Source organism: Ruegeria sp. AM5, from assembly GCF_056540645.1.
In genome coordinates this window covers 357195-384078 of sequence record NZ_JBQFXC010000002.1, presented here as the reverse complement: position 1 = coordinate 384078, position 26884 = coordinate 357195, and the positions used below count along the sequence as shown (strand labels likewise).

Annotated in this window: 19 protein-coding genes and 1 tRNA gene; 6 read left to right on the top strand and 14 right to left on the bottom strand. The window is 56.1% G+C overall.

What is annotated here, in order from left to right; translation table 11 throughout:
- Positions 1–188 precede the first annotated feature (188 nt).
- Entirely contained in the window at positions 189–2495 is a 2307-nt protein-coding gene (locus tag ACR0AH_RS07680; protein ID WP_480591153.1) for a Tex family protein, read from the bottom strand.
- 166 nt (positions 2496–2661) lie between these two features.
- Between ACR0AH_RS07680 and ACR0AH_RS07675 the strand changes: the two genes are divergently transcribed.
- The 4 genes from ACR0AH_RS07675 (at position 2662) to ACR0AH_RS07660 (ending at position 8160) form a co-directional block, all read left to right on the top strand.
- Positions 2662–4128 carry a DUF4153 domain-containing protein gene (locus tag ACR0AH_RS07675; protein WP_480591151.1) on the top strand — a complete coding sequence of 489 codons (1467 nt, stop codon included), beginning with the start codon at positions 2662–2664 and terminating at the stop codon, positions 4126–4128.
- The gene (locus ACR0AH_RS07670) at positions 4106–4783 is read left to right on the top strand and encodes a response regulator transcription factor (protein WP_480591150.1); all 678 of its coding nucleotides are present in this window, start codon (positions 4106–4108) and stop codon (positions 4781–4783) included. Before ACR0AH_RS07675 ends, ACR0AH_RS07670 begins: the two co-directional genes overlap by 23 nt.
- Positions 4771–5736, top strand: a complete 966-nt coding sequence (locus ACR0AH_RS07665) for a sensor histidine kinase (RefSeq protein WP_480591148.1) — start codon at positions 4771–4773, stop codon at positions 5734–5736. Before ACR0AH_RS07670 ends, ACR0AH_RS07665 begins: the two co-directional genes overlap by 13 nt.
- Before the next feature lie 210 nt (positions 5737–5946).
- Positions 5947–8160, top strand: coding sequence for an NADP-dependent isocitrate dehydrogenase (locus ACR0AH_RS07660; RefSeq protein ID WP_480591146.1), 2214 nt, complete (start codon positions 5947–5949; stop codon positions 8158–8160).
- A gap of 385 nt (positions 8161–8545) precedes the next feature.
- Here ACR0AH_RS07660 and ACR0AH_RS07655 read toward each other — a convergent pair whose 3' ends face one another.
- From ACR0AH_RS07655 to ACR0AH_RS07600, 12 genes are all read right to left on the bottom strand, one after another.
- Positions 8546–9652, bottom strand: a complete 1107-nt coding sequence (locus tag ACR0AH_RS07655) for a transporter substrate-binding domain-containing protein (RefSeq protein WP_170393909.1) — start codon at positions 9650–9652, stop codon at positions 8546–8548.
- Between the two features lie 43 nt (positions 9653–9695).
- Positions 9696–10958 (bottom strand): type 2 periplasmic-binding domain-containing protein, encoded by a 1263-nt coding sequence (locus ACR0AH_RS07650; protein WP_480591144.1) that lies wholly within the window; start codon positions 10956–10958, stop codon positions 9696–9698.
- Between the two features lie 22 nt (positions 10959–10980).
- A complete protein-coding gene (locus ACR0AH_RS07645) occupies positions 10981–11760 on the bottom strand; it encodes a PP2C family protein-serine/threonine phosphatase (RefSeq protein ID WP_480591142.1) in 780 nt (259 codons plus the stop codon).
- Entirely contained in the window at positions 11760–12737 is a 978-nt protein-coding gene (locus ACR0AH_RS07640) for an FHA domain-containing protein (protein ID WP_480591140.1), read from the bottom strand. Before ACR0AH_RS07640 ends, ACR0AH_RS07645 begins: the two co-directional genes overlap by 1 nt.
- Before the next feature lie 199 nt (positions 12738–12936).
- Entirely contained in the window at positions 12937–15120 is a 2184-nt protein-coding gene (locus ACR0AH_RS07635; protein ID WP_480591138.1) for a serine/threonine protein kinase, read from the bottom strand.
- A 340-nt stretch (positions 15121–15460) separates the two neighbouring features.
- Positions 15461–16750, bottom strand: coding sequence for a dynamin family protein (locus ACR0AH_RS07630; RefSeq protein WP_480591136.1), 1290 nt, complete (start codon positions 16748–16750; stop codon positions 15461–15463).
- Positions 16747–18789 (bottom strand): dynamin family protein, encoded by a 2043-nt coding sequence (locus ACR0AH_RS07625; protein ID WP_170407302.1) that lies wholly within the window; start codon positions 18787–18789, stop codon positions 16747–16749. Before ACR0AH_RS07625 ends, ACR0AH_RS07630 begins: the two co-directional genes overlap by 4 nt.
- A gap of 68 nt (positions 18790–18857) precedes the next feature.
- Positions 18858–19721, bottom strand: coding sequence for a hypothetical protein (locus ACR0AH_RS07620; protein WP_480591134.1), 864 nt, complete (start codon positions 19719–19721; stop codon positions 18858–18860).
- 22 nt (positions 19722–19743) lie between these two features.
- Positions 19744–20145: a hypothetical protein gene (locus tag ACR0AH_RS07615; protein ID WP_170393925.1), complete on the bottom strand. Its 402-nt coding sequence runs from the start codon at positions 20143–20145 to the stop codon at positions 19744–19746.
- Between the two features lie 25 nt (positions 20146–20170).
- Positions 20171–21820, bottom strand: a complete 1650-nt coding sequence (locus tag ACR0AH_RS07610) for a dynamin family protein (RefSeq protein ID WP_170596611.1) — start codon at positions 21818–21820, stop codon at positions 20171–20173.
- Positions 21821–21828: 8 nt separating this feature from the next.
- Positions 21829–23829, bottom strand: a complete 2001-nt coding sequence (locus tag ACR0AH_RS07605; RefSeq protein WP_170511876.1) for a dynamin family protein — start codon at positions 23827–23829, stop codon at positions 21829–21831.
- Between the two features lie 2 nt (positions 23830–23831).
- Positions 23832–24245 carry a hypothetical protein gene (locus ACR0AH_RS07600; RefSeq protein ID WP_170393931.1) on the bottom strand — a complete coding sequence of 138 codons (414 nt, stop codon included), beginning with the start codon at positions 24243–24245 and terminating at the stop codon, positions 23832–23834.
- A 767-nt stretch (positions 24246–25012) separates the two neighbouring features.
- Between ACR0AH_RS07600 and ACR0AH_RS07595 the strand changes: the two genes are divergently transcribed.
- A tRNA-Leu gene (locus ACR0AH_RS07595) sits at positions 25013–25097 on the top strand.
- Positions 25098–25147: 50 nt separating this feature from the next.
- Here ACR0AH_RS07595 and ACR0AH_RS07590 read toward each other — a convergent pair.
- A complete protein-coding gene (locus tag ACR0AH_RS07590) occupies positions 25148–25765 on the bottom strand; it encodes a TetR/AcrR family transcriptional regulator (RefSeq protein WP_170732693.1) in 618 nt (205 codons plus the stop codon).
- A gap of 161 nt (positions 25766–25926) precedes the next feature.
- Between ACR0AH_RS07590 and ACR0AH_RS07585 the strand changes: the two genes are divergently transcribed.
- Positions 25927–26856 carry an AEC family transporter gene (locus tag ACR0AH_RS07585; RefSeq protein WP_170393935.1) on the top strand — a complete coding sequence of 310 codons (930 nt, stop codon included), beginning with the start codon at positions 25927–25929 and terminating at the stop codon, positions 26854–26856.
- Positions 26857–26884: the final 28 nt, after the last annotated feature.

Genomic DNA, 26884 nt, shown 5'->3' with positions numbered 1-26884 from the left:
TTGTGGCCGCATTTTCATACGGTTGGCCGAATTTTTCGGCCATCATGGGCCAGCATCATCCAGATCATGGTCCGAGTTGCAACACCCGAATGTTAGCGCCCTGCTTTTCTTTCTGTCTGCCGGGGCTTAGGTGAATGTAGGTCTTGCAGAAACACGCCTCGTATTTAGCCCTATGACAGGGTTGCCGCCTAACGTTTATTGAAGGCGTCTCTAAGAGCGTCACCAAAGGCCCCGTTCTGGGTGCTCTGACCCCCATGGCTGCGCCGCTGTTCCCCTGGCTTGGGTGTTCGTGCCGGTTTGCCCTTGCCACGAAGTGCATTGCCCTCGCGTGCCGAAGCACCACCGTCCTTGCGCATGGACAGCCCAATGCGCTTACGTGGAACGTCGACTTCGACCACCGTCACTTTGACAACTTGCCCGGTTTTGACCACCTCATGCGGGTCCTTCACGAACCGATCGGCCAGTTGGCTGACATGAACCAACCCGTCATGATGCACGCCAATGTCGACAAACGCGCCGAAGGCGGCGACGTTGGTGACGGTACCCTCCAGCACCAATCCGGGCTTCAGGTCCGTGATTTCCTCAACCCCGTCCGTAAACGACGCCGTTTTGAAACTGGGTCGCGGGTCTCGGCCGGGCTTCTCCAATTCGGTGAAAATATCCCGAACCGTAGGCAAGCCGAAAGTGTCACTCACAAACTGCTCGGCGCGCAGATCTTTCAGCGCGCCTTCATGCCCCATGATTTGGCGAATGTCGCGCCCACATGCTGCCACTACCCGACGGGCGACATCGTAAGCCTCGGGGTGAACCGAGGAGGCGTCCAAAGGTTCCGACCCGTCACGAACTCGCAGGAAACCTGCACACTGCTCGAAGGCGCGCGGACCAAGGCGGGCCACCTTCAGCAAATCCTTGCGAGAGGCAAAGGCACCATGAATATCTCGGTGCGTGACAATCGCCTCGGCCAATCCCGGTCCCAGACCCGAGACGTGCGAAAGCAAGGGGGCTGAAGCTGTATTCAGATCCACGCCCACAGCGTTCACTACATCTTCGATCACCGACTCCAGTGACTGTGACAAGCGGTGCTGATCCACATCGTGCTGATACTGGCCGACCCCGATGCTCTTGGGTTCTATCTTGACCAGTTCAGCCAAGGGATCCTGCAGCCGGCGGGCAATCGAGACCGCTCCACGTAGCGAGACGTCGAGGTCGGGAAATTCGCGCGCGGCAAGCTCGGATGCCGAGTAGACCGAGGCTCCAGCCTCGGACACGACGACCTTGGTGGGCGCTTTGACGGTCTTGGGCAGAAGCGACAGCGTATCGGCCACCAAACGCTCAGTCTCGCGGCTGGCTGTGCCGTTGCCGATGGCAATAAGCTCGATTTTATGTGTAGCGATAAGGTTCAGGATTGCCGCTTGTGCACCACGCAGATCATTCTTGGGCTGAAACGGATATAGCGTATCCGTTGCAACCACCTTGCCGGTTGCATCCACCACGGCGGCTTTAACCCCGGTGCGAATGCCGGGATCCAACCCAAGCGTCGGACGTGCCCCCGCCGGAGCAGCGAATAGCAGATCCTTTAGGTTGCGCGAAAACACTTGAATTGCCTCGTCTTGTGCGCGGCTGCGCAGGTCGGCCATTAGCTCGACCATCATCGACAGCGATAGCTTGACCCGCCATGTCCAGCCCGCGACCTTGCGTAGCCACTTGTCACCAGGAGTATCACCGCGCGTGTTCAGATGAGCCGCAACCATGGCCTCGGCCCGCGCGGCTCCCGCTTCGGGTTCGGGAGCAATGTCTAGCGTTACGATCCCTTCCTTTGAGGCGCGCAACATTGCCAGCGCTCGATGTGACGGGGTTTTCGACCAAAGCTCGGAATGATCAAAGTAATCGCTGAACTTGGCACCTTCCTGTTCCTTGCCCTCGACGACCTTTGCGCTCAGCAACGCCTCACGTTGCATGAAGTTTCGGAGCTCTCCTAGCAAAGCAGCGTTTTCGGTAAGCCGCTCTGTGATGATGTCCCGTGCACCATTCAGCGCGTCTTTGGTCGTGGGGACAGCCTCAATCAGATACCCTTCAGCCAGCCCTTCTGGTTCAGCCAACCGGTCCGCCAGAATCGCATCGGCCAGCGGCTCCAGACCATTCTCGCGGGCAATCATCGCCTTGGTCCGGCGTTTGGGCTTGTACGGCAGATAAATATCTTCCAACTGCGCCTTGGTTTCGGCTTGGGCGATCGATTTCACCAGATCGTCCGTCAGTTTCCCCTGATCCTTGATCGAGGACAGAATCGCCTCGCGCCGGGCCTCAAGCTCACGCAGATAATTCAGTCGGTCGGAAAGGGTGCGCAATTGGGTATCATCCAGCCCGCCGGTCACTTCCTTCCGATAACGGGCGACAAAGGGCACGGTCGCACCTTCATCCAACAACCTGACCGCGGCCCCAACCTGTTCCGCGCGGGCGTTAATCTCGGTGGCGATGGTGCGGGCGATACGGTCCAAAGGGGCCTCCTGACTTGCGGTTGGAAGATCGTCTTAGCCACCGGCACGCACAAGGGGAAGAGGCTGTGCTGCGAAAAGCACCTCTGCACAAAAAATGCACGACCCTTACGCGGTGATCTGCACCTGCCTAGGCCAGACAGAACCAGCATAAACAAGGAGCAGTTTTATGGGACAGTTCATCGTGCGCGGCGTACCGGCATCAGTTTTACAAGATAGTTGGTGGCTGGACACCCCTGATCGAGGCGCAAACCGAGCCGATGGCTTAGCGGAACCCAGCAATCGCCACGCTTTTTTGGGTTTGGTGTTTCTGGTTGCGCTCGCCGATTTTCTGTTTTTCGACCATTCTCCTGGCCTTTCAATCGCACTCTTTACGTTGGCGGTTTCCGCTGTAGTGTTTGCCTTGCTGCGCCGCCGTGGTGGACTTGTCGGGCCAACCCTTCTTTTGCTGCTTAGCATTCTTCCGGTGGTGGAATATGTTCAGGCCCTGTCCATAGCTTTCTTGCTGGGTGGATCGACCATTGCGCTGTGTTGGGCCGTGCTGGGCAATCATGAGGTCGCTTCGGTTCGCCGGTTTCTGTCTCTGTTTCCAATATTGGCGCTCAGACACGGGATAGAGGCGGTTCAGAAAGGTCATTCGGTTTCCCGCATTGACGGGGTTGCCCTTCGTGCACTGCGCAACTGGAGTTTCCCGATCGGAGGCGCACTGATCCTTGCTTCGCTGATGGTTGCGGCCAATCCGGTCTTGTCTGATTGGATCGATCGGATTTGGCGATTTGATCTGCGGTTCGACCGACTGCTATTCTGGATCGGGGCGGCAATCACGATCTGGCCCTTTCTTGCGGTCACCCTGCGGCCTGACTTGCTTGCCCCCCGATTTGGCCCCGGACGCAAGCGCCCATTGCCTGCCTTTGGCTTGAATGCCCAATCCGTTGCCAATGCGCTAATGGTGTTCAACTTGCTGCTGGCGGTGCAAACTGGGATGGACATGGTCTTTCTCTGGGGCAATGCCAAGTTGCCCGAGGGGATGACCTATGCTGAATATGCTCATCGCGGGGCATATCCACTCTTGGTCACAGCTTTGCTGGCGGGCGCATTTGCCTTGGCCGCGCGACCCTATCTGAACGAGCGGCAGGGGCTGACAAGATGGATGATGCTGTGGCTGGCGCAGAATGTACTGCTGGTGATCTCATCGCTGATGCGCCTGTCGCTTTACGTTGATTTCTACGGGCTGACCTATTTGCGTGTTCATGCGGCAATATGGATGGCGCTGGTTGCTGTGGGCTTGTGTCTGACCGGTTGGCAAATTTTGCTGGGTAAATCGAACCGTTGGTTATTGCTGCGATCTGCGATCCTGGGGATTGGCGTGCTCTATGCATGCTGCTTCGTGAATTTTTCAGCCTTAATCGCCCGTTGGAATCTGGAAAATCCGATACGGTTTGATGCCTACTACGCATGTCAGCTCAATGAGATGGCGGCGGCAGAGTTGCTGAAGGACAAACGGGTACGCAATTGCGTAACCCCTCCGGTCGTCGACAATTGGAGGAATTGGGGCTTTCGCGCAGATCGGGTGATCCGTAATCTGGCCGTCGAACCCATGCCGGAGAAGGTAGATGAAAATCCTCGTCGTGGATGATGATCCACGCCTGCGAGAGCTGGTCTCGATCACGCTTGAGCGCGTGGGCTACCAAACGGTTACCGCCCGCGATGGCCAAATGGCGCTAACCCACGCGATGCGGGAAGCGCCTGATCTTGTCGTGCTGGATGTCGGCCTGCCTGAGATCGATGGGCTTGAGGTTTGTCGCCGCTTGCGGGCACGCTCGGACGTACCAATCTTGTTCCTGACCGCGCGTGATGACGAGATTGATCGCATTTTGGGCCTCGAGTTGGGAGCGGATGATTACGTGACCAAACCTTTCAGCCCCCGTGAGTTGGTTGCACGGATCAAAGCCATCCTGAAACGCAGCAAACCGGGTGCTGCAGAGCTTCTCCTGCGGCATGGCCCGGTTGAAATGGATGTGTCGGCGCATTTGGTTCGGGTCGACGGCAATGCGCTTGCCTTAACCGCAACCGAGCTGTCGATTTTGCGTCGCCTGATGCAAACGCCCGCCGCCATCGTCTCGCGACCACAATTGGTTGATGCGATTTATGGCGCAGGCAGTCCGGTCTCGGATAGGACACTGGATAGTCATTTGCGGAACTTACGACGCAAGTTGGGGGATCAGGGCTGGGCCGGTGCCATCGAAACCGTGCATGGGATCGGATTGCGGATGGGTGCATGGCCGGGCTGAGACGCAAATGGCGCCCTTCGCTGGGTTTTGTTCTTGGCGGAGGTCTCGCGGGTACGCTCGCCCTGTCTCTGCTGGGTCTGATCGCGCTGCGGTATCTTGGACCTGAGATCGGGTTTCGAAACGCTGCGGGCTTGCTGGCGATCGTGATCGGATGTGCGACCGGAGTAGTCGGATACCTTATGGTTCGGCTTCTGCTCCGCCCCATAACGTCGCTGGCGACCTATTCAGGGGCCATTGAACAAGGGCAACGCGCCGAGCCGCCCGATCACTACGGCACACAAGAACTGTCGCGCCTCGCCGGTTCGGTTCTGAGCATGGCGGATACGCTGCAACGGCGCGAAGCTTCGATCCGCGTCTTTGCAGATCATGTCACGCATGAGTTGAAAACCCCTGTCACCGCGATCCGTGCGGCAGGAGAGTTGTTGGCCGAGGCCGAAACGCTCTCGGACCAGGATCACGCATTGCTGCAACAGATATTGGGCGCAAGCGATCAGATGCAAACGCAGCTCAGCGCTCTTAACACGGTTGCACAGGCACGAGTGCCGGAACATCATGGGGAGGCAAGCCTGAACGATCTTGCCGATCAGTTGCGCGCTTCGTTTCCCGAACTGGACATCAGCATAGAAGGCGGTGATCAGGCATTGAACCTTGCAGCCTCTGGCCTGAAAATTGCCCTGCAACATCTTCTGGACAATGCATGCCGTCACGGGGCAAGGCAGGTGGTCCTGCACGCAGAACTCGGTCGATTGGTTGTCCAAGACGATGGTTCCGGCATATCCGACGGTAATCGGGACCGCATCTTCAACCCATTCTTCACAACCGCGCGCGAGAAGGGAGGGACCGGGATGGGCCTGACCATCGTTACAAACCTGTTGGGGGCACATGGCGGGCGGATTTTGCTGGTGCCTTCCAAGACCGGTGCGCGATTTGAGTTGGTGTTTCCGGGTGCGTGATATCACTCAACAGCCCAAACTAATTCGACCCGTGTCAATTTGCGCCGCTCAATACGATTGATCCCAAGCCAATCCTCATTTAAGGGAGGCCCTGTCAAATCAGAGTCACCCGTGGGGCCGTCATGTCACCTTTGGGATTGGTGCCTATGTCACGGCGGCACATGCTCTTGGATCGCACGCCCCTGAAAGGCTTAAAAAAGGTAAGGGAATATGGCAGAAAAATCGAACTTCGACGTATTGTATACCATTGTAGACGAAGCGCCCGAGCTGGCGAGCGCCTCGTTCCTGCCCATTATCCGCAAGTTTGCGTCAGCAGCCGGTGTCAGCGTCGGAACCAAAGACATTTCGCTGGCCGGGCGTATTATCGCGACCTTCCCCGAAAAGCTGACAGACGAACAGCGTATTACTGATGATCTGGCTGCTTTAGGTGAGCTGGTGAAAACACCGGACGCAAATGTCATTAAACTGCCCAACATCTCGGCGTCGGTGCCCCAGCTGGTGGCAGCCATCGAAGAGCTGCAATCACAGGGTTATGACATTCCGAACTACCCCGAAGAGCCTTCGACGGACGACGAAAAGGCGATCCGTGCGCGTTATGACGCCATCAAGGGTTCGGCCGTGAACCCGGTCCTCCGCGAAGGCAACAGCGATCGCCGCGCAGCGCGCGCTGTGAAGAATTATGCCCAGAAGAACCCTCATTCGATGGGAGAGTGGAGCGCGGACAGCAAGACCAAAGTGTCTTCGATGCCGGGCAATGATTTTTACGCCAATGAGAAATCGGCAACGATCACTGCGGCGCAAGCCGGCGATGCCAAAATTGAGTTTGTGGGCAAAGATGGCAGCGTTACGGTTCTGAAAGACGCTTGGCCACTGGCCGAAGGAACTGTGGCCGACGCAACATTCATGTCGGTCAAGGCGCTGTCGTCGTTCCTGACCGAAGCCATTGAGGACACCAAGAAAGACGGCACCATGTTCTCGTTGCACATGAAGGCGACGATGATGAAGGTCAGTGACCCGATTATCTTCGGCTATGCAGTCAAGGCCTGGCTTGCCCCCGTGTTCGAAAAATTCGGTGCAGAGCTGGACGCACTGGGTGTAAACCCGAACTCGGGTCTGGGGGACCTGCTTGAGCGGGTTCAGGGCAACGCAGACATCGTCGCCGCAATCAATGCGATCGAAGGGGATCGTCCGTCGATGTATATGGTGGATTCGGACCGTGGCATCACCAACCTGCATGTCCCGTCTGATGTTATCATCGACGCCTCGATGCCCGCAGTGATCCGTGCTGGCGGCAAGGGTTGGGACGAAACCGGCGCCAAGGGCGATACTAACTGTGTGATCCCTGACCGTTGCTATGCATCGGTGTATGATGAGGCCATCAATTTCTTCAAAGCCAATGGTGCACTGAACCCAGCCACCGCAGGAGCCGTCGCCAACGTTGGATTGATGGCGCAGAAGGCCGAGGAGTACGGCTCGCACCCGACGACGTTTGAAGCGCCCGCAGATGGTACAATCCGTATCGTTCTGGCCAATGGCGAAACGCTGCATTCCCATGACGTCGAAAAGGGCGACATCTGGCGCGCCTGCACCGTCAAGAAGGCCCCGATCGAGAACTGGATCCAGCTGGCGATGGACCGTCAGCGCCTGACCGGGTCCGAGGCGATCTTTTGGCTGGATGCCAACCGCGCACATGACGCCGAGCTGATCAAGTATGTCAAACCAGCGCTTGAAGCTGCAGGCGTGGCCGACAAGTTCTTGACTATGGCCCCGCGTGAAGCAACCCGCCAGTCGCTGGAAACTATCACGGCGGGCAAGGACAGCATCGCCATCACCGGTAACGTATTGCGGGATTATCTGACCGACTTGTTCCCGATCCTCGAACTGGGGACGTCGGCCAAGATGCTATCAATCGTTAAACTGATGAATGGCGGCGGTCTGTTCGAAACCGGTGCAGGTGGTTCGGCGCCGAAACATGTTCAGCAACTGGTTGAAGAAAACCACTTGCGCTGGGACTCCATGGGTGAATTCTGTGCGCTCGGAGAATCCCTGAACTTCCTCGCTGACAGCAAGGGCAACGCCAAAGCGGGCGTCCTGGGCGCCGCTGCCGAGGCTGCCACGCAGGGAATTTTGGATAACAACAAGTCACCCAGCCGCAAAGTCGGCCAGCCGGATAACCGCGATAGCCACTACTGGTTCGCTCGTTACTGGGCCGAAGCTTTGGCGGGGCAATCCGATGATGCTGGGCTTGCCGCCGAGTTTGCACCGCTCGCGAAAGAGTTGGCGGACAAAGAAGAACAGATTTTGTCCGAGTTGGCGGCAGCGCAGGGCGCACCCGCCGATCTGGGTGGATACTACCACACTGATCCGGCCAAAGCGGCTGCGGTGATGCGGCCAAGTGCAACCCTGAATGCGATCATCGGATAAGCCGAGGGTTGCATAAACGCCTAAAAAGAAACCGGTCCGAAGAGGGCCGGTTTTTTCATGCCCTGAAAAAGAAAAAGGCCAGCCCCCATAGCCAGCCTCTTTCTGAGTGAGTGGTGGGGCTTACGCCTCACCGGTGCAGTTGAGTTCATCCTACGCTTATCGTTCACGCTGAATATTCGGGGATTCCCGTAGACGGCCGCCTTTTATGAGCGATTAAGGATAAAAATAATCATTATGTATGTGCAAATAAGACCAAATGCTGACTGCGCCACGTCTGAGGCCTAGTCAGTTGGCTTTGCCGTTATCATTGAAGATTCTGACCCACCGACAAAAAAAGGGCCAGTCCGAAGACCGGCCCCTAAGAAAGGTCATAACGACCGAGGGATTAGTTTGATGCTGCGTTCAGCTTTTCATTTTGTTCGCGCAGCGTGTCGGAAATAATCGCGTACCATTCGCCGGATTCGCGCATCTCGATCAAACCCTTGTTCATCATCGCGATGTACTCGCGCGCGAATGGATTGGTGCGGTGTGCAAGGAAGCTCATCGAAGACAGTGTCGAGACATACGGGTTCTCAACAATATCCGCCGAGGTCAAACCCATGTCTTTCATTGTCGAGGCAAACAGATCGACTTCGAATGCAGCCACATCTGCCGTACCGGTCAATACGGCATCGAGACATTCGCGGGCCGAATTGGGTTGGACTACGGTTGTGTTCTCGCGGTTCAGCCCTTGTTCTTCCAGCACCACCATGCTCCAGCCTGCCATGCGGCAAACGGTCGAGCCCTCAAGGTCGGAGAAATCTGTCGCCTTTGCGTATTCGCTTTCAGGCAAAGTGAAGAAACCTCCGACAATGTCATATACCGGAACAGAAGCGACAAATTGGGTACACCGGGCTTCGGTCTCTGCAGACCACTCATAGGAGCGGTTGGTACAATCCGGTACAGTCCACGCGATCGAAATATCAAACGCACCCAATGGCAACAGTGTGTCCAGATGCGAACTCCAGTCATCTACAAAGCTGACCGAGAAATCGCGGCTGTTACCAGCACGCTGAAGGCTTGTCGTCGCCAGACGGGTCATGATGCCACCGCCGCTCAGATCTTCAGTAGTGAACGGTTCCCAACCGTTGCCAGCGACCATCTTGATCGGAGGCGCGTAGACATTCGAGCGCTTGACGCTTGCAGCACGTTGTTCTTCTGCCGCGATCAGTTCTTGCGCGCTCTGACCGTTGGGCAGGCTGCCATCCTCACAGGGCAGCGCCAGTACCAGACCGGGGGTTAGCGAACCGGGATTGGTGATTGCGTTGCGGTTAGCGTTAAAGATCGGCTGATAGTTTGAGGTGCCGTAGGCGGCAATGGCGATGGTCGCCAATGTGTCACCATCCTGAACCGTATAGTTGGAGCAGGCCTCTTGAGCGGCGGCTGCACCTGCGCTCAGGGCGGTGAAGGCTGATGCCGACAGTACTGCTTTCTTCAATTTCTTGTTAAACATGTCCACTTCCTCCAGACTTTGTTTCGTTGGGCCAATCAAGGCCTTAGCCATTTTCCATTTGATAGCGCAGAGCGGTTGATACGATGTCGCGCCACTCGCCGGATTGCTGCATGATCGCCAGACCCTGGTTGAGCGTTTCAAGGATCGCTTCCCCATCCGGATTATCTTTGTGGGTCATAACGTTAAGCGACTTGATTGCCGCAAGGTTGGGGTTTTCGATGATCTGATGTTCGTAGCCCAGACGCCCGATCGCCTCGACCGCCAGATGGGCTTCGATCGCGACGATGTCGGCTGTGCCGTCCATGACTGCGTGAAAGCACTCATCAGGTGAAACCGGGCGCATCAGTTTGATTGCAGGTTCATAAAGACCAACCGCATCCATATGCGACAGCGACCACCCTTCGGGTCGGCAAATCGTCGAGCCCGCGAAATCTGCGTAAGTCAGGGTCTCTTCATATCCCGAGCCGCTTTTGGCAAAGAACGTGTCCACGACCTCGTAAAACGGGTTCGAGAAATTATAGGTTTCGCACCGCGAGCGATCGTTTTCCGACAACGCTGCGGCTTCTTCACAGTTCGGCCGCGACCACGGGAATGTCGCGTCAAAAGCGAGGGTCGGCATCAGCAGGTCCAGATGCGACGACCAGTCATTGACGAACTGAATCTTATAAGATTGCTCAGGCGCGGCCCGCAGCATCGCGGTTTCGACCAGATTGGTGTAAAGCCCGCGATTTGGCAGGGCTTCATCCGTAAACGGTGCGTAGTTGCCACCCGTAATCAACAAAATCTGACGGTCACGAATTTCAGGGCGTTCGCCACCATCCGCGTTGCGGATCAGCGCGGCACCTTCCGCACGCGCGGCTTCAATCTCTTTCTTGGCAGCTGCCTTGGCCGCGATCACAGCTTCTTCGCTGGTCTTTTTGGCTTCGGCCTCAGCGGCGGCGACGCGGGCTTCGGCCTCGGCGATTGCTTTCTCCGCCCGTTCCTCGGCAGCTTTGACCAGTTCGGACGCCATTTCAGCGGCCATGCGGCCCGCTTCGGTATCCGGCAGCTGCGCTGTGCGCCCGATATCTTCAAGGCAAGGGAAAGTCAGAATGTCACCAACGCGAATGATGTTGGGGTTCGACCCGATCGTTTCCCGGTTCGCATCGTAGATGACCCGGTAATCCTCCGTCGCGTAGACCGCAATTGCCAGTTCCCGCAAGCTGTCACCGCGCTGGATTTCATAGGTTGAGCACGCCTCTTGCGCCGATGCTGCCCCTGCTGCAGCGGCAAGCGCGAGGCTGGATATGATAAGATGGTTTCTCATTTTGTCCTGTTTCACTGCCTGTCTATGTCTGTGCCGGTTTGACCACGGCGATTGAGATGTTGTCCTGATCCGGGTCCGCCTTTGCGTGCAACGCTTGAAGCAGCGCATCAGCAATATCGCGGGCCGGGGATTGAATATGCGTGCGCACCAGCGTTTCGATCTCGGAATTGCCGAGATACTGCAGGCCGTCGCTGCCAAGGATCAGAACATCTGCCGCAACCAGCGCCAGCGGTTGTTCCGGGCAATCCACTTTTGGGATCGCAGCCCCCATGATCACCGAAGTCAGCTGGTTACGGTCCGGATGCCGCCGCGCCTCTTCCGCGCTCAACAAGCCCTGCGCGAGCTGTTCATCGATCATCGGGGCCATCGAGTGATCCTCGTTGATCTGTAACAGGGCATCATTGCGGAACAGATACAGCGGACTGTCACCGATCGAGATCCAGAACAGCCGTTGATCCAGCATCAGCATGCCCAGAAGGGTAGAGCCCAGATTGACCTGGTTTTCCTCGCTATGGCTAGCCATAGCGGCGTTGGCCTGCATTGCGGCCATCGGCAGAGCGTCGAGCAGGGCGCTCTCGGCAAGGTCGGGCCCATCCAACTGGGCATCCATTGTGTCGCGCCATGCTGAAATGACCAACTGCGAAGCGACTTCGCCCGCTTCATGGCCACCCATTCCATCGGCAACTACGACATATCCCGCGTCTGCCGTGTCAGAGACCCGCGCAGCAATCGCGTCTTCCTGCGAGTCGCGCTGACCCTGGTCCAGGATCAGGGCAATATCATATGCAGGGGTCGCCAGCATTAATCGGCATCCCGCCAGTCAAAGCCGTCATCGCAGAAAGCGGTAAAGCGGATCGAGGTTTCGCTGATCCGGATCAGGTCACCGTTGGACAAAGCGATGGTGCTGAGCACTGGTTTGCCATTCAGGCGCACAAGGTTGGCCTTGCCGCCATGGCCCAGATAGCATTTCCGGTCCTCTGGGTCATATGCGATGACGGCGTGATTGCTGCGAGAGATCCCGGTGTCGCCGAAATCCAGCTGAATAGCCTGATCGTCATTCCGACCGATCTGCATCAATCCCTCGGTCAAGGTAATCGCGGCACCCCGACCCGGTCCGGCGGTCACGACCAGCCAGCCAACCGGGAATGTCTGTTCGGCCGCTTCTGTCTTTTCAACGGGCTCAGCTGTTTCCATCAGCTCCTGAACATGCGTGTCTGCACGCTCGAAACCCAAAAACGTCGTCTTCACACGAGAACGCCGATCTTCAGCCGGTGCAGGTGCAGGTGCGACCATGGCGGGTTCCGGGGTTACATCAACAGGCTCCGGTTCCGGTGTGGGTTCTCCGACGATTTCCACCTCGCCCGCAACTTCAGATACGACTTCAGGTTCGATGGCCTCTGGTTCTTCTACGGTGACTTCGGGTTCATCGTCCTGAACCTCGTCTTCCGCAGTCAGATGAAGCGTGACAATCTGTTCATCTTCTTCGACCTCTTGAATCTCGGCCACTTCTTCTTCGGTCGCCTGATCTTCGATCTGGTCTTCCGAAAACTCGGGCATCGGTTCTTCGGGGATCAGTTCGTCTGCTTCCTCGTAGCTGTCCGAGCTAACGTTTCCACCCGCAAGGGCCGCGCGCAGGGCGTTGAAATCCGCAATCGGAGCAGCGCTTTCTGTTTCGACCGCTTCCGCAACGGTTTCGGTTTCGGTTTCCACCGCATCTTCTTCTTTCGGTTTTCCGGCACCTTCTAGAAGCCGGCTCAGAGGGCTTTTGTATTTGAACATGGTGTCGTCACCTTCTTTGATTTCTGATGCGGGGTTTTACCCGCGGGACTGCTACAAACCGCTTCGCCGTAGGCGCAGGGCACTGATGAAGAGGAAACAGAGAAACATTTACGTCGCGACGGGTTGGTCCCCGACGGGGTGACGCGATGGGCGGCACCCCCAGCACACTGACCTGGCGATAGTCACATCAACTGGGCGATCACTCCTGCGTTAGTTGCATGACCGCAGTACTTTCAGCTCCGTTGCGCAGAATGCTTAGGCGCGCCTCGGGTTGGTTGTCGGAAACAAGTTGAGCAAGGATGCCGTCCAGACTCTCGGGCTCATTGATCGAGACTCCAGTCTGTGTTTCGCGCAGCAGCACATCCCCCCGCTGCAAACTGCCAGCAACTTCTTCCGGAACAGATGCGACGACGGTTTGCCAACCTGCCTCGCCCGCATGAGCCACATCAAACGAATAACCGTTCAGAAGGCCAAAACTGCGGAAGGCGGGCAGGGCCAGCAATCCATTCTGCGCGCGCGTTTCGCCCAGACTGCGATAGCGCGCTGCTACACGGATATACCCGTCTGGGTCGACCGAGAAATTATCTAGAACATACGATGCAAGCGTTGTGTCCGGACGAATAGGTTCACCATTCAGAGTAAAAATCGTAGCGCCCCGTTCGACCCAATCCCCGATCACCGACCTATCTTGACCGGCGTTCAATCCATTGATGGCAATGACACTCCCGGTCGAGCTGCGACGCTTGGACATCGTGAATGGAATCTCAATATCCCAGTGCCCAAATGCGACCTGGTTTTCGGCTAGATTTACCGGCGTCGCAGGTGCGATGGGTGTGATGTCTTCAACCGTAGGTTCCGTCACTTCAGGTTCCACTTCTTCAGGTTCCACCAAAGCGATTTCTTCGGGTTGCTGCTCTGACACAATGGCGGCTTCCGGCACCTCATTAGCCTGCTCGACAGGTTGTTCCTGCGCCGCTTCTGGTTCTGATGCCAAAGCGACTTCGGCCTGTTGCGGCTCTGTTGTGGCTTCGGCGGTCTGCTCGACGGGTTCCGGAGCTGCTTCTGCGGGCACCGGAGTAGTCGGAACCTCTGCAGTCACCGGAGTTGCCTCGGGCGATTGCTGATCGCCCGTCATTACGAAGTATCCACCTCCGGCCAGAGCCGCCAATACAATCGCGATACCCGCGATCATCTTGCCACTGCCGCCCGAGCCGCTTTTTACAACGGTGTCGACTGCAGCAACGGCCTCGTCCTGAGGTGCAAATTTAGCAAGAGTGTCTTCCGTTTTTTCCTCGTTCCCGAGGGCCAGATCAGAGTTCCCGGCCAGCAGCGCGGTCACGACGGCCTCCGCATTCTCGCTTTCGGCTTTGATCCGTTCTTTTTCGGCCTCTTCGTCTTTGCGATCCATGCCAACAATGACCGAAACCGGGCGATACGCGAAACTGTCGAACATCACACCGGGACCACGGAACATACGCAGCCAGTCCAATGCGGTTTGCACACGGTCAGTGGCGTGCACTTCCATTGCTTTGTCGATCGCCTCAAGGAACCCGTCTGGATACCCTTTGAATCGCCCTGTCAGCGGTTCATAAGGATCGTCTTGGCCGTTGTTGAACGCATTCAAACGTGTCTGGCCATCAATCGGTCGCTCGCCGCTGATCGCATGATACAGCGTTGCAGCCAGTACATAGAGGTCACTGCTGGGGCCCTGATCCGCGCCACGCACATAAAATTCGTGTGGCGAATACCCGTCCTTAATCACGCGCAGCGTCAATAGCGCCGCTGACTTGTGTGCCGCCTGCTCGCGTGCTGCGCCAAAGTCGATCAGGATGGGTTCGCCATTCTCATCGATCAGGATATTGTCGGGTGAAATATCGCGATGTAGCATGCCACTTTGGTGAATGAACGACACCGCAGACAGCATTTTTTCGGTGACCTGAACGATAAAGTCCGGTCCGCTCTTGTTTTCGGGTTTTTCGACATAATCCAGAAGATCGCATCCGCGGATCAGGTCCATCGCGATATAAGCGGTGTCGTTGTCCTCAAACACCTGATGCACGTCGACGATGTTGGGATGAACCAGCCGCGCATGGTTGCGTGCTTCCTGAATGAACAGGTCGATAATGGCGCGCAGGTCTTCTTTGTGGTCGGGGTTGGCAGGTTCGACCAGATCACCATTCCGCTGGCAGAGCGCCCCCGGATAGCATTCTTTGATGACCACATCGCGATCCAGACTATCGCGCGCGAGATAGGTGATCCCAAACCCGCCGTTGCTTAGGAACCGGAGGATTTCATACTGTCCGCGCAGCAGCTTTGCGCCTGGCTGCAATCCTTCGATCTGAGGTTCGTCGTGCGTTGCGCCGACCGCCTGGTTGTGGCTCATTTCTTCCCGCCCATTCTACTCGTTTATTGCGGCATAGATAACCAGGGCTTCAGCCCGCGAACTCACAACCAAACACAACCGCAGGACACTTAAGACGGTTAGACGTTTCAAATTTGACTTTATTGGGGCCGCCTGATGGCTTCACTATGGATCACAAAAATCGAAATCGCCTATATAGTGAGTCCAGACCCTCAGACCACAATATGTTGTGTTTGCCTGATGGAAGAAATGGATTCTATACCGCCGAAATAGACGCTTGGTCCACGAATTCGAAACAATATCGCGCTGATTCCGAACGCTTCGAATCGCTGCGATGCGGCTCAATTCAAGCGGGAAAAACTTATGTGCCGGTTTTTGGGGGCGCCGACGCAACAGAGCTGCCTGCCCAAGCCAGATTGTCGCTGAGTTGTGCGAGAATGCTTATTGCATCCTTCAGCGGTGCGTCCCCGGTTTCAAACTGCAGCAACAGCAACAGGTCAGTGGCCTTTTCAAACTCGGCCGGAATCCAGTCTGCTTTGGGATCGATTTCGGTACCAGATTCTAACCTTTCGGCAAAATCCTCGACGATTTCCTGACAGCTTTGCAGGAAGGCCGCCGGTTCAATATCTGAGCTTTCGCGCAGATCGTTGTAAATGCTGGCGATGGCCGCAAGCCAGTCTTCAAGGATTGGATTGTCCAGGGGGGGCAGGGCGGCCTCTAGGCTTGCCTGCACAGTATTGCCGTCGGCCTCAGCGCCATCTGTCGAAGCCGCACCAGTAAGGTTCTCCAGATAAGGCATAAAATCTTCAGCCAGATCTTTTTGGGCGGCCTCAAGATCATGGCGACGGTGATCAGAGGCTATGTGCAAAACCTGTTCTGCCAAGTTCTGTCCGCCACAGGTTTCCCACAAAGCAAAGTCGGGTTCAGGCTCTTGTTCCATGGCCCGTACCGCTACCGGGGTGCCGATGGTCACAACCGCGCGAAACAAATCGCCCTTCTCCTTGTTCAGGCGTGCGACTACCCGATCCAGAGCATCCCGCACCGGAGGCAAATCGGCATGTGTTACAGCCAACAAGCTGTTATCGCGCAGCTTTTGAGGGACCTGCGACCACAAATGGCGTTCGGTTTCACGCCAGGCGTTGGTGCCATTGGTGCACCAGATCGCACAATCCACATAGTCGAGCAAATTTAGAGTCTGTTTGTAGGTATCATCCAGTGCACCGGCACCGGGCAGATCAAACAGCGAAATCTCCTGCAGGGCAGGGGTGTTCAACCCGACCGAGATGAAATCGGGTTCGTCCGCCGCTGCCTTTTCCAGCGCTATACCCGAATAGACTTTGGGTTCCTTGTCCCACCAACCAACGGTTGTCTCAGGCGTATCAGCATAGGCCACGATCACCAGGGGCAATTTCAGATGCTGCGGCCCGGTGGGCAGAATGTCTGCCCCCGCCAGCATGTTGGCAAGGCTGGACTTTCCGGCTCCAAACTCCCCGGCAAAACCAATGGAAACCGCGTTCGAAAGCCGCTCGGCATGGGCCAGCGCGCGGGCGCGCATATCATCCAGCTCTGCCGATGAGTGCGCATTTTCGGTGGCGGTCAGGAAACGCTCTAGCTGGCGCACTTCCTTCTCGGTTCCGGGGAATTCAATCATTCTGCGGCCTCTGCCTGTCGAGTGTCCACGGGTGCAGTTCCGTGCACCGCCCCTAGTTCATCGCTGATGCGCCGCGCTTGGTCAACCGCACGTTGCGCTTCGGCGCGCGCGTTCGACCCATCGGGGCCTGCGCGATGTTCCAGATGCCCGGCCAGCAGCGCCATATAATGGTCAAGAACGGTTTTCATCCGTTCGATCAGGTCGCTTCTGGCGGTATCTACAAGATCGTCTCCGATCATCTCAAACTCTTGAACGATCATCCGTTCGGCGCGGTTCAACACACTGCGACGCGATATCAGTCGCGACAGCCATGTCACACGCAACTCAACCGTAATGCCACGCGTCAGCGCGCTTGTATTCGGACGGAACCAACGCACCGCGCTGGTATTCATGCGATTGTCCACGGGCTCCTGCCATCCGGGCAGGGCGCGCAAAGCAGCATTGGTCTGCATATCGATTGCGTAAAGCTCACTAAGCATACGCTGCCGCACCACCTGGGTCGCGCCCTGGACAAGCTCGCGCATCCGCTCACGCAGAGGCGTAAAGTTCAGCTCGGTATCTCCGTCTTTGGCCAGCAAAGGCGATTGCCCATCAGGGCCGCGCACAACGATCGAGACAGCCTCGGCGACGGTGTCATCCATAACGCCCCGCAAATTGGCCAATACATCGTCCATATCATTGGTGATGGCCTTGGATTTATCTTCAACTAGCGCGCGCAACTCAGAAAGCGTTTTGTTGTTTTCTTCGACATCCGCTGTGTCGGGACCATCCTTTTCTTCAATCGCACGAAGCCGCGCAGTGCTGCGCTCAAGCTCACCTTGGGCAAAACTGTTGAGGTGCTGCCACGCAATATTAAGCTGTTCTTGGCGCGGTCCTTCGGTCAGGGCTTTGGTCACATGACGGCGCAGATCGGGCAAGCCCGACGCGATCATTGCGGCAAATCGCAATACACCTTCGCGGCTGATGGGGCCGGGACCTTGTTTGATCTCTTCGACGCCGTCAAGATATTGCTTCATCTGTTCGGGATGCGCCCTCAGCCACGCCAATATTTGATCATGGTCGATTCCGGTTTCATCCCCGGTCAGCGCATAATGGGCCCATTGGGCGCTGCCCATCAGAACGTCAATCTCCGAGTTGCCAAGCGCCTGTTCGAGCCCGTCCAATACGTCAGTGCGCACCTTGCCGGCATCTTCGGCGCCACCGCCCAACTCGTCCACGCGGTTGATGAAGACCACGATCTGACCAAGCTCTAGCGCTTGCATCAGGCGGAATAGCTTCAGATCAGCCCGCGACAACGCCTGATGCGCAGACAGCACGACGACGAAAAAGTCGGATTCCTTGAGATACTGGCGCGAAATCTCTTCACGGATCAGCAGCGGGTCATTGACACCGGGTGTGTCTGTGACTGTCACCGGATACGGAAAATGGCCAATGTCAAAATAGACCTCGGCCTTACGGGTGATGTCGCTGTAAAGGCCCCGATCTGAACCGGGGTCATACTGGTCTTCATCTGTCGGGTCATCCCCGGCACAGACATAGCGCGCCAGGTCATCCGAGGTCAGTTCATCCAGATCGTGATGCTCGCCAAGCAGGTGCTTATAGCTTTCGCCCAAGCGTAGCTTGGCGCGGGTTTTCATTGCCTCGACCTGCTCTTCGATCATCTCGCGCTTGTAGCTGTCCTCTTCATCAGGGAACATGTTGCGCAACTCTTCACCTTCGGCGATCAGGGCCTGCCATTGGCGATTGTCGAAGAAATGAAACTCGGCGCCCGACGTCCGACCGGACGGATGACCGAAATGCATGTCGGTGATCACTGTCGTCCATGGGTTCACGTCCGAGGGTAGATATTCTGCATGCCCGGTGAAACCGTTGATCAAGCGCGATTTTCCGGCCTTGATTTGACCTACGAATGCTATCGAAGGCTTGAGGTTCGACAAGTCGTCAACGATGCGCGAGATGAAGTGACGCGTTTCGTCATTGCTCGTCCCGTTCATGTCTTCTGCGATGCGAATAAGCTCGCGGCGGTTTAACTCACTCATAAGATTTACCCTGGTAACTCGTATTTTGTTTAACTTTGCAAAGTGGACACTATTTGGCAGGAACGCGGTTATTCAACGGCGCTATTCAATGTTTTCCATAGGTTGACGACAGCGCCCAGCTTGCGGGCGTCATGAACGGCGGCGGCGGTTTCCTGACCGTCGCACAAGATGGCGAGACCCGCGCCTTGTCCACCTGTCGGGCGAATGACGATCAGCTGTGGATCAGTAAAAGCATCGGAACCATCGGCCTGCCATCCCGCCAGATCCCGGGTGAATCGGGCCAATATATCCGTGTCCGGATGTGCGTCTTGGCCCTGCGCACACAACCCGTCAAATTGCATCTCGTCTTCAGTCGACCCAATCAGTATTCGACCTAATGCGAACCGATCCGCGCCCTCAAAGAATTTTCCGGCAATACTGGTGGCGCCTTGTGACGCAGTTTCTGGCTGAGCTTCCGGTTTTAAGGTCTGGTCGGAAACGATGGCCATGCGCGGCTCTTCGGTTAGTTCAATCCGCGCGCAGGCCGCTTCGACCTCCGAAAAGGTAACCCCTACGTCATCAGCCTCAAGCGCCGTATCCGGGCGCAGAGAAACCAACTCAAGCGGGCCGGGTGCCGTTGCAATTTCCGACACCAATTGCGCCAGTCGTTCGATCAGTTTTTCGCGTGCTTCGGTTTCAAAATCCGGGACAGGGCCCGAAGCACAGCGGAACACGTCGGTGACCCGAGAGCTGTTGACTTCGATAGCCAAAGTTGCCCCGTCAGCCGCCGTAAATTCCAAACGCCGAGGCAAGATCGTGCCCCGGATGGCCCCCAGCATCTCATTCCGGCGTAACAGTGCGCTGCTACCCGATAGGTAGATTGCAGGCGATAAGCGCGCGACCGAAGTCCGCCCGATCCCTTCGAGCATATCCAGTATTTCACTATCCATCATGCGTGACCCCCTCTGGTCCCGTCTACACCGCGGCCGCCACCGGCCCGAGGCTGAGATGTGATTTCGTAAGCGCCAGCCCGACATTCGCGCTGTCGCGGCAGATATAGCATACCACGTGATCAGGATATTCTGTTGTCCTGAGAAAGATGTGCAGCCGGTCGTTTGAGAACACCGCGATTTCCCCAAATCCGGGGTGTTCAGTATCGTCGATTTTTGCCGCACGCAGGAGTTCTTCGAATCCCTTCATACCGCGTCCCTGAAACAGATTAGCTACTGCAAGTGCGAGATTTTCGAGCGCATCAGCGCTGTCTTGGTCCGACGCGTCGACGCCCAATAACATGCCGGTCTCCATGTCGACATACCCGGCTGCGATGCAGTCGGGTATGGTTTCGATGGCCGAAGCCAGAGCAGATTCAATCGACATTCAGATGCCCACCTTCGGGTTTAATCTAAATCGCATGCCACTCCGCTCCGCCGTTTTTGCGAGCCTCAGAAACGGCGCGCGGTATGTCTTGATTCCGCTTAGCGTCATGTTCCAACGCAATCTGGTCAAACTCGGACAAGAATGCTGCAAAGGCGCTTTTCAGGCCATTTGCATCGTCAGGCAGGTTCTCACGCGCCACGATTTCACCCCACATTGCTGCAGCACTGAGTGGCGTTTCTATGAGGCGATCGCCCAAATCATCTGCCTTGTCATCGGCTGCATCTTCAATCTCTTCGGCAGCAGCTTCACCCACCATTGATACGACGCGGTTTGGAGCCAGCGCATTCGATTCGGGCTCCGGTTCATATTCGTCTGCCGAGTTTTCCGACTGTTCCGCCAACAGGGCCGTAATCGACGAAACCGATACTTCGATATCTGATGATTCTTCGGCGTCTTCCGACGGCTCTTGTTCGGTGTCCGCAGCTTCGACTGCTTCCGCTTCGTCCTCTTCTTCGCCCAAGACGATCAGTTCGGCATCTTCCTGCTCTTCCTCATCATCGTCATCCATGAAATCAAACTCATCCACGTCGGTGATGGGATTTGCCAAGAGGTTCAGATCCAGCGGATCTTCCGTCTTGTCAGAGAACAAGGCACGTAAGTCTTCATCAGCAGGCTCCGCTTCGGTAGCCATTTTCGCGCGCATCCGCTCGGCTTCTTCTGCATCAATCCGCGCCTGTCCGGACTCCTCGGTGCGACGCTCCACGCGGGCAGGGCGTACTGGGAAACTTGTAACCACATCATTCTCGGCAGAGTCATCTTCCATCGGCGTGACAAGTTTCAGCGGTGCATCGCCAGAGGTTTTCTCGGGCCGCGATGGCTGAACTTTGGGTGCGTCTGATAGGGATTTGTCAATTTGATAGCGCGACAGCATATCCGCACGGCTGTCCATGATCTGCTCAGTGATCTCAAGGAAACTGTCGACCATCTTGCCTCCGCCGCTGCGTGACCACAGCTCGGCGTCGCCGGTTTTGTCACGGGCCATGATGGCATCACGGGCCGAGAACAGGATCGTGCGATTGAACAAATGACCCGCTTCCCGATTTACACGGCGTAAGACCTTTTGACGGTCTTTCTGATTCAAGGCATCTGCGCGCGTCACCAATAGCAGCGACTTGTGCTGCAGACGTTCTGGCAGCGAAACCCAAGTGGCACGTTCAGTCTCGCGCCAAGCTTGGGTCGAGTGCGTGCACCACAACACACCATTGGCCTGGCCAACTGCGCGTTGCCAGACGTCCGTCGAAATCTTCGGGTCCGAAATGCCGGGTGTGTCGATCAGGTCGACCGCCTCAAGAATGTCGGCTTCGAGGAAGATGCGAATGAACTGCGCGTCGTTGACACCAACCTGTTCAAGCTGATCCAATTCGATATTCTGCGTACTACCATCATGGCGTTTGATATAGGCGGGTCGATTGCCCCAACTGAACCAGATCGGCGGCAGTTGCGTGGCTGTGACCTGCGTCGGCAGTGCCTGTTTGCGCAGCAGGAAATTCATCAACGTCGATTTGCCTGCACTGAATTCCCCCATGAGCGCAAACACAGGTTTGCGGCGGGACCACTGCTCGATGCGGTTCCAAGCCTTGGGAGAGACGAAGCGGGTTTGTGATTCTTTTACCATAACTCTTCTTATGCTGCTTCGTTACTAAGGTCTTTCAGGATATCGCCCAGAATATCGTCACGTGATTTCTGCGGCTTCTGCTCGGCCATCTGGGCCGCAGCCCTTTCAGGCGATTGCGAGATGCTGAGCAGCGTGTCTTTCTGTTCGGCAATAAAGTCTGTCAGCGCGGCCCGCACGTTCTCTAGTACGGCGGCGATCTGGTTTTCCTCGATGTCTTTGGTGATCGAGTTTGCCTCGGACGCGATCAGTCGCGTATAATCTGCGGCATAGGCTTCGAACCCTTTGCGGCGTTGCCACCAACGTCGCCACCATGTGCTCTGCAGGTCCAGTGCGATTGTGCGGCCAATCCCTAATGGCGGGGGTACACGCGGCACGATCGGGGCTTCGATGTTGAATTCACCCAAGTGGTTGCCCAGCAGCTTCTGATACAGTGCCTCGACATCCGCTGCAGCAGCCGAATACAGAGCACCGGCATCCTTACGCATGGATCGGGCAAAGCTGAAATATGCCGCCTTCTGCAAGGTGCGCAGACCTGCCGGATCATATTGCCATGTACCCTGCTCACCATTCTGTTCCAGATGTGAGATCAGAGAATCCGTCGCACGTTTGACAAAATTTGCTTCCGCAGACGCAAGTCGCTCTAATACCTTGTCGCGAAGCTTGGTTGTCAGTTCCGAGGCTTTCTTTTCGTACTCAGCCGAAACCTTTGCGATCGCTTCTTCGGGCGACGCACCGTCCAGATCCCGAACGATACCGTCGGAGTTTGACAGCGTCTTGGCCACTGCAGTAGCCCGGATCTGGCTGGCGATGTTGCGCGCCCGATGGCGAACGCGATCCAAAAGACGCGTTCCTGCACCCTCAGCGATACGCTCATTCATGGCGAGCAGCAGATCAGGCAATCCTGATAGCGCCCAGATCTTATCCAGCGATGCAGCCTGATCGCCAAATCCAGCCGCCAGATAGAAGGTGTTCAACGCCTCGCGCGATTCCTCAGTTAGAATGTCCGGGTTTCCGGTTAGCGCAGCCTCGGCCCACAGAGCGCTGCCAAAAACAACGCTGGTGTTGGCGTCTATGTTGTTCTGTTTCAGTGTGTCTTGAATACGATCACGTATCTCAGGCACTTGATTGACCGGGTCTGACAATTCATCGATGCGGTTCACGAACAGGATGATCTGGCGGTTCTCGAACTGCGCGATGATCCGCATTAGTGCCATGTCCATCGTAGTCAGCGCCTGGCTGGCAGCCAAAACAACAACACACACCTCTGATCCACGCAGGCTGCGTAGGGTGATTTGTTCGCGCACCATAAAGGTATCGTTCACACCTGGGGTATCGCAGAGCTTGAGCGAGATCGGATATTGCGGGATATCCATGAACAGCTCGGCCGATTTAGTCACATCGGCGAAACGACCCGTCTTGGGGTCGATATCCGGGTCATCCTCATCCCCGAGGCAGACATACCGCTGAATCAGTTCATCGTCGAAATAATCATACTGGTGGCTCTGACCGAGAATCAGGTCAAAGTGCTTCCCAAGCCGCTCTTCTGATTTGGCCTTCATCTCGCCGATTTGACGGCGAATATCGTCCATCTCATCATCGGCACCGGCTCGATTGGCCAACTCGCCCAGACGACCGCCGCCAACCATCAGATTGTCCCATTCTTCCTGCTCGAAGAATGTGAATTTGGAACGGGTGTCGCCTTCTGTGCGGGTGTTGATGTTCAGCGTTGTAACCACCGAGGTCCACGGGTTCACATCGGAAGGCAAAAGATTTGGCCGCCCGGCCAATATGTTTACGATAGAGGATTTGCCGGCCTTCACCTGCCCCACCATCGTGACACTGGCGGTAAAATTCTCCATTTTGGTCTTGAGCGCAGCCAGCCGTGCGGAAGACCGCGCATCCGCCACCTCTGTCAATTGGTCGATCTGTGTCGTCAACGAGGTCATTGCCTCTGTCATCTCAGACAGGGACTCGTTTCCGACAGACAGAAGGTGGTCGTTACGCGCCATGGTCAGCCTCCGGTACCAGTTGCAGCGATGTGGTTCCCTGCCCCGTCAGGCAGGCTTGCAAGCGTGTCGATTCGTGCGATCAGATCCAGCGCGTTGCCGAGGATTGCGGCCTCGGTTCGCGGTGAAATCGATTCATATGCGAAAGAATCAGCCAGAACTTCGATTGAACTGAAGCCTTCACCATTTTCCAAACAAGCCACACGGCGTCCGGTCGGAAAATCATCTGTTTTGTTGGCAGGCAGCGGCATGCGGGCATTAGCCAGCAAGTAGCGATTGCCCGAATGCGTACGGAGAGCGACGCCGAATCCTGTGCCAGGGTGCTGACGGTTCAGGGTTTTCAGTTCGCCAATAAAGCTTTCACGCGCAAGGCTGACAGCGTCTTGCTCGGAAGCAACGGATTTGATCTGGTTGGTCACGACAGAGACCCTTGTTCTGGAGTTGAGCAGAAACTCGCACGGTGCCAGAAGGCAAAAAGACTCATTAACTCCTGCGCCCAATCAATTACGATTACCGCGGTGTTATTTTGACGCGAATAGGATATTTTGGCGTTTGAAATGTGGCACAATTATGATGGCGTCTCATAGAAATACCTCAACCTATGAGAGTGTAAGCCACGACGTTGACGAGTTGCCCAAGTTTTTATGGCTTTGATTGCTTGTTAAAAAGTCCGAGATTCCGTGGCGTCAAGGATTTACACGCTGCTTCTTACATTTTGAAATATATAAAAATAATTTCTATTTCTGTGATCGAAGGAACCTCTGATTGAAATTCGATACGAAACCACTCACCTCAAGTTACACTTTTTTGAAATGTGCCCCACACAAAGTAATCTTTCAGCGACTCAACGTATGCGAGTTTAAGATAAAGAGAAAAATTGCGATAAATGTTCGCTAAATGGAAACAAAAAGAAGGACCAGAGAACGGGCCTTCACACAGGTGAAATTACGACCAAAACCAGCACCTGAGCACTGTTCGTGCTGGAAAGACTGGCCAAACCGCATTCTCACTGTCCAAGGCACGTTCTTTAACATTTGGCACATGCGAGTTCTGGTTAAACTTACTTGGGCAAAAGATTGTTTCCAGCGAGACGATAATAAACTGCCCTCTCGCTTGATTTTACCTCTCGCACTCATTCAAAAGCTTTGCTATTCAGCGCGTCGTCGCGGTGCTTCGGCATCGGGTTGCGGGTGTGGCGAAATTGGTAGACGCACCAGATTTAGGTTCTGGCGCCGCAAGGCGTGGGGGTTCAAGTCCCTCCACCCGCACCAACACGACTTCTTACCATCAAAGTGATTGATCGCTGGCGAACTTACGCAGTTCAAACGCCGTAGCGGGCCATAAACATGTCGACGGCCTGTAATGCAATCTCGTCTATCTCGTTCTGGTCAAATCGATTTTGGATACCGAACGCCGCGCGGCCCCATAGTCGGACTTTGCACAGTTCAGAAAACTGCTCGGCCGCGATGTTGACGTCTTCAACCGCCAACTCACCTTTACCAACCGCCTTGGTCAGATATTCGGCCATCTGGCGTTGGCCGTTCTTCGGCCCTGCTTCATAAAACGCTTTACCAAGCTCGGGGAATCGGTCGCGCTCGGCCACACATATTCGAAAGACTTGCTGCGCGAAGTCCGAGACGAGAAAAGCCGTAAGCTGAGTGGCTGCTATCGTCAGCACCTCGCGGGCTGGCTTGGTCTCATCGATCATCGAAAGGATGCGTTCAGACATCAGGCGACATTCGGTCTGGGCAACCTCGGTGAACAACAGTCGCTTGTCGGGGAAATAGCTGTATAGCGTTGCCTTCGAAACACCCGCCGCACGCGCGATGTCATCGACGCTTGCGCCTTCAAACCCATCCGCCATGAAAACCTCTCGGGCCCCACGTAACACCTGGTCGAATTTACGGCCTGTACGCAGGATGGTGGCGGCTTGGGTCATGATGTCTCCGAATTGCGATATCCTGCAACACTATAAACCGTTCGGTTCAGTTTCAACGCTTTTCACTCCGATAGCGGTTTTGGCACAACGTTACGGCTTCAATCGTACCGCCGACCGTGCGTCAACCTTGCGAGCCTGACCAGCCATGTTAACACGTTGCCATGGTCGAGATATTTTTGCGCACTCTCCCCTTTTTCGCAATCATCGGCCTGGGGTTCTGGGCCGGACGCAGCCGGTTTTTCCCTCCCGAGGCGACAGCATATCTAACCAAGTTCGTGTTTTTCTTTGCTTTGTCGGCTATGCTATTCCGGTTTGCCGCCACCCTGCCCTTTGCCGAAATTTTCAACGGTCGGCTGGTTATCGGGTATCTGATCGGCACTGCTGGCGTCTATGCGCTGGCGACGGCTATCGCTTATCTCCGAGGGCTGGACATCCCCACCGCCGCGGTCGAGGCGCAATGTGCTGCTATTGGCAATGTTGGGTTTCTGGGCCTGCCCATGCTTGCGCTTTTATTCTCCGAAGCTGCCATAGGTCCAGTGATGTTGGTGCTGACAGTTGATCTGGTTGTGTTTTCCTCATTGATCGTGATCCTGATCAACGGTGGCCGCGATGGTCGGCTCAGCCTGGGGACGATGCGCCTGATCGGGATTGGCCTGCTGAGAAACCCCATGATCTTGTCAATCTCCGCCGGATTGATCTGGTCTGCGTTAGAGGTGCCTGTACCAGCCCCGCTTAATGATTTTCTGACAATTCTGGGCGGTGCGGCTACGCCGGGGGCGCTGTTTGCCATCGGGGCGTCGCTGGCAGACAAATCGGCCGAGCGCATCCAGATCGCGGGCTGGTTGAGTTTTTGCAAACTGGTGCTGCATCCGTTTTTCGTGGCACTTATGGTGATTTGGCTGATCCCGGTTGCCTCATTCCCTGCGATGGTCGCAATCGCGGCGGCGTCTTTACCAGTTGCAGGCAATGTTTACATGCTGGCCGCGCACTACGGTGTGGCCCCGCAACGGGCATCTGCTGCCATCCTGTTATCTACCATCGCCAGCATTCTGACCGTCCCGCTGGCGATAGGATGGGTCAGCGGATTCTGATCTTCACCTTTTCGAAAAATGAGCTTTC

Coding starts and splice junctions, on each gene's coding strand:
- ACR0AH_RS07675 (WP_480591151.1), top strand. CDS start 2,662: ATGGGACAGTTCATCGTGCGCGGCGTACCGGCATCAGTTTTACAAGAT.
- ACR0AH_RS07670 (WP_480591150.1), top strand. CDS start 4,106: ATGAAAATCCTCGTCGTGGATGATGATCCACGCCTGCGAGAGCTGGTC.
- ACR0AH_RS07665 (WP_480591148.1), top strand. CDS start 4,771: ATGGCCGGGCTGAGACGCAAATGGCGCCCTTCGCTGGGTTTTGTTCTT.
- ACR0AH_RS07660 (WP_480591146.1), top strand. CDS start 5,947: ATGGCAGAAAAATCGAACTTCGACGTATTGTATACCATTGTAGACGAA.
- ACR0AH_RS07655 (WP_170393909.1), bottom strand. CDS start 9,652: ATGTTTAACAAGAAATTGAAGAAAGCAGTACTGTCGGCATCAGCCTTC.
- ACR0AH_RS07650 (WP_480591144.1), bottom strand. CDS start 10,958: ATGAGAAACCATCTTATCATATCCAGCCTCGCGCTTGCCGCTGCAGCA.
- ACR0AH_RS07645 (WP_480591142.1), bottom strand. CDS start 11,760: ATGCTGGCGACCCCTGCATATGATATTGCCCTGATCCTGGACCAGGGT.
- ACR0AH_RS07640 (WP_480591140.1), bottom strand. CDS start 12,737: ATGTTCAAATACAAAAGCCCTCTGAGCCGGCTTCTAGAAGGTGCCGGA.
- ACR0AH_RS07635 (WP_480591138.1), bottom strand. CDS start 15,120: ATGAGCCACAACCAGGCGGTCGGCGCAACGCACGACGAACCTCAGATC.
- ACR0AH_RS07630 (WP_480591136.1), bottom strand. CDS start 16,750: ATGATTGAATTCCCCGGAACCGAGAAGGAAGTGCGCCAGCTAGAGCGT.
- ACR0AH_RS07625 (WP_170407302.1), bottom strand. CDS start 18,789: ATGAGTGAGTTAAACCGCCGCGAGCTTATTCGCATCGCAGAAGACATG.
- ACR0AH_RS07620 (WP_480591134.1), bottom strand. CDS start 19,721: ATGATGGATAGTGAAATACTGGATATGCTCGAAGGGATCGGGCGGACT.
- ACR0AH_RS07615 (WP_170393925.1), bottom strand. CDS start 20,145: ATGTCGATTGAATCTGCTCTGGCTTCGGCCATCGAAACCATACCCGAC.
- ACR0AH_RS07610 (WP_170596611.1), bottom strand. CDS start 21,820: ATGGTAAAAGAATCACAAACCCGCTTCGTCTCTCCCAAGGCTTGGAAC.
- ACR0AH_RS07605 (WP_170511876.1), bottom strand. CDS start 23,829: ATGGCGCGTAACGACCACCTTCTGTCTGTCGGAAACGAGTCCCTGTCT.
- ACR0AH_RS07590 (WP_170732693.1), bottom strand. CDS start 25,765: ATGACCCAAGCCGCCACCATCCTGCGTACAGGCCGTAAATTCGACCAG.
- ACR0AH_RS07585 (WP_170393935.1), top strand. CDS start 25,927: ATGGTCGAGATATTTTTGCGCACTCTCCCCTTTTTCGCAATCATCGGC.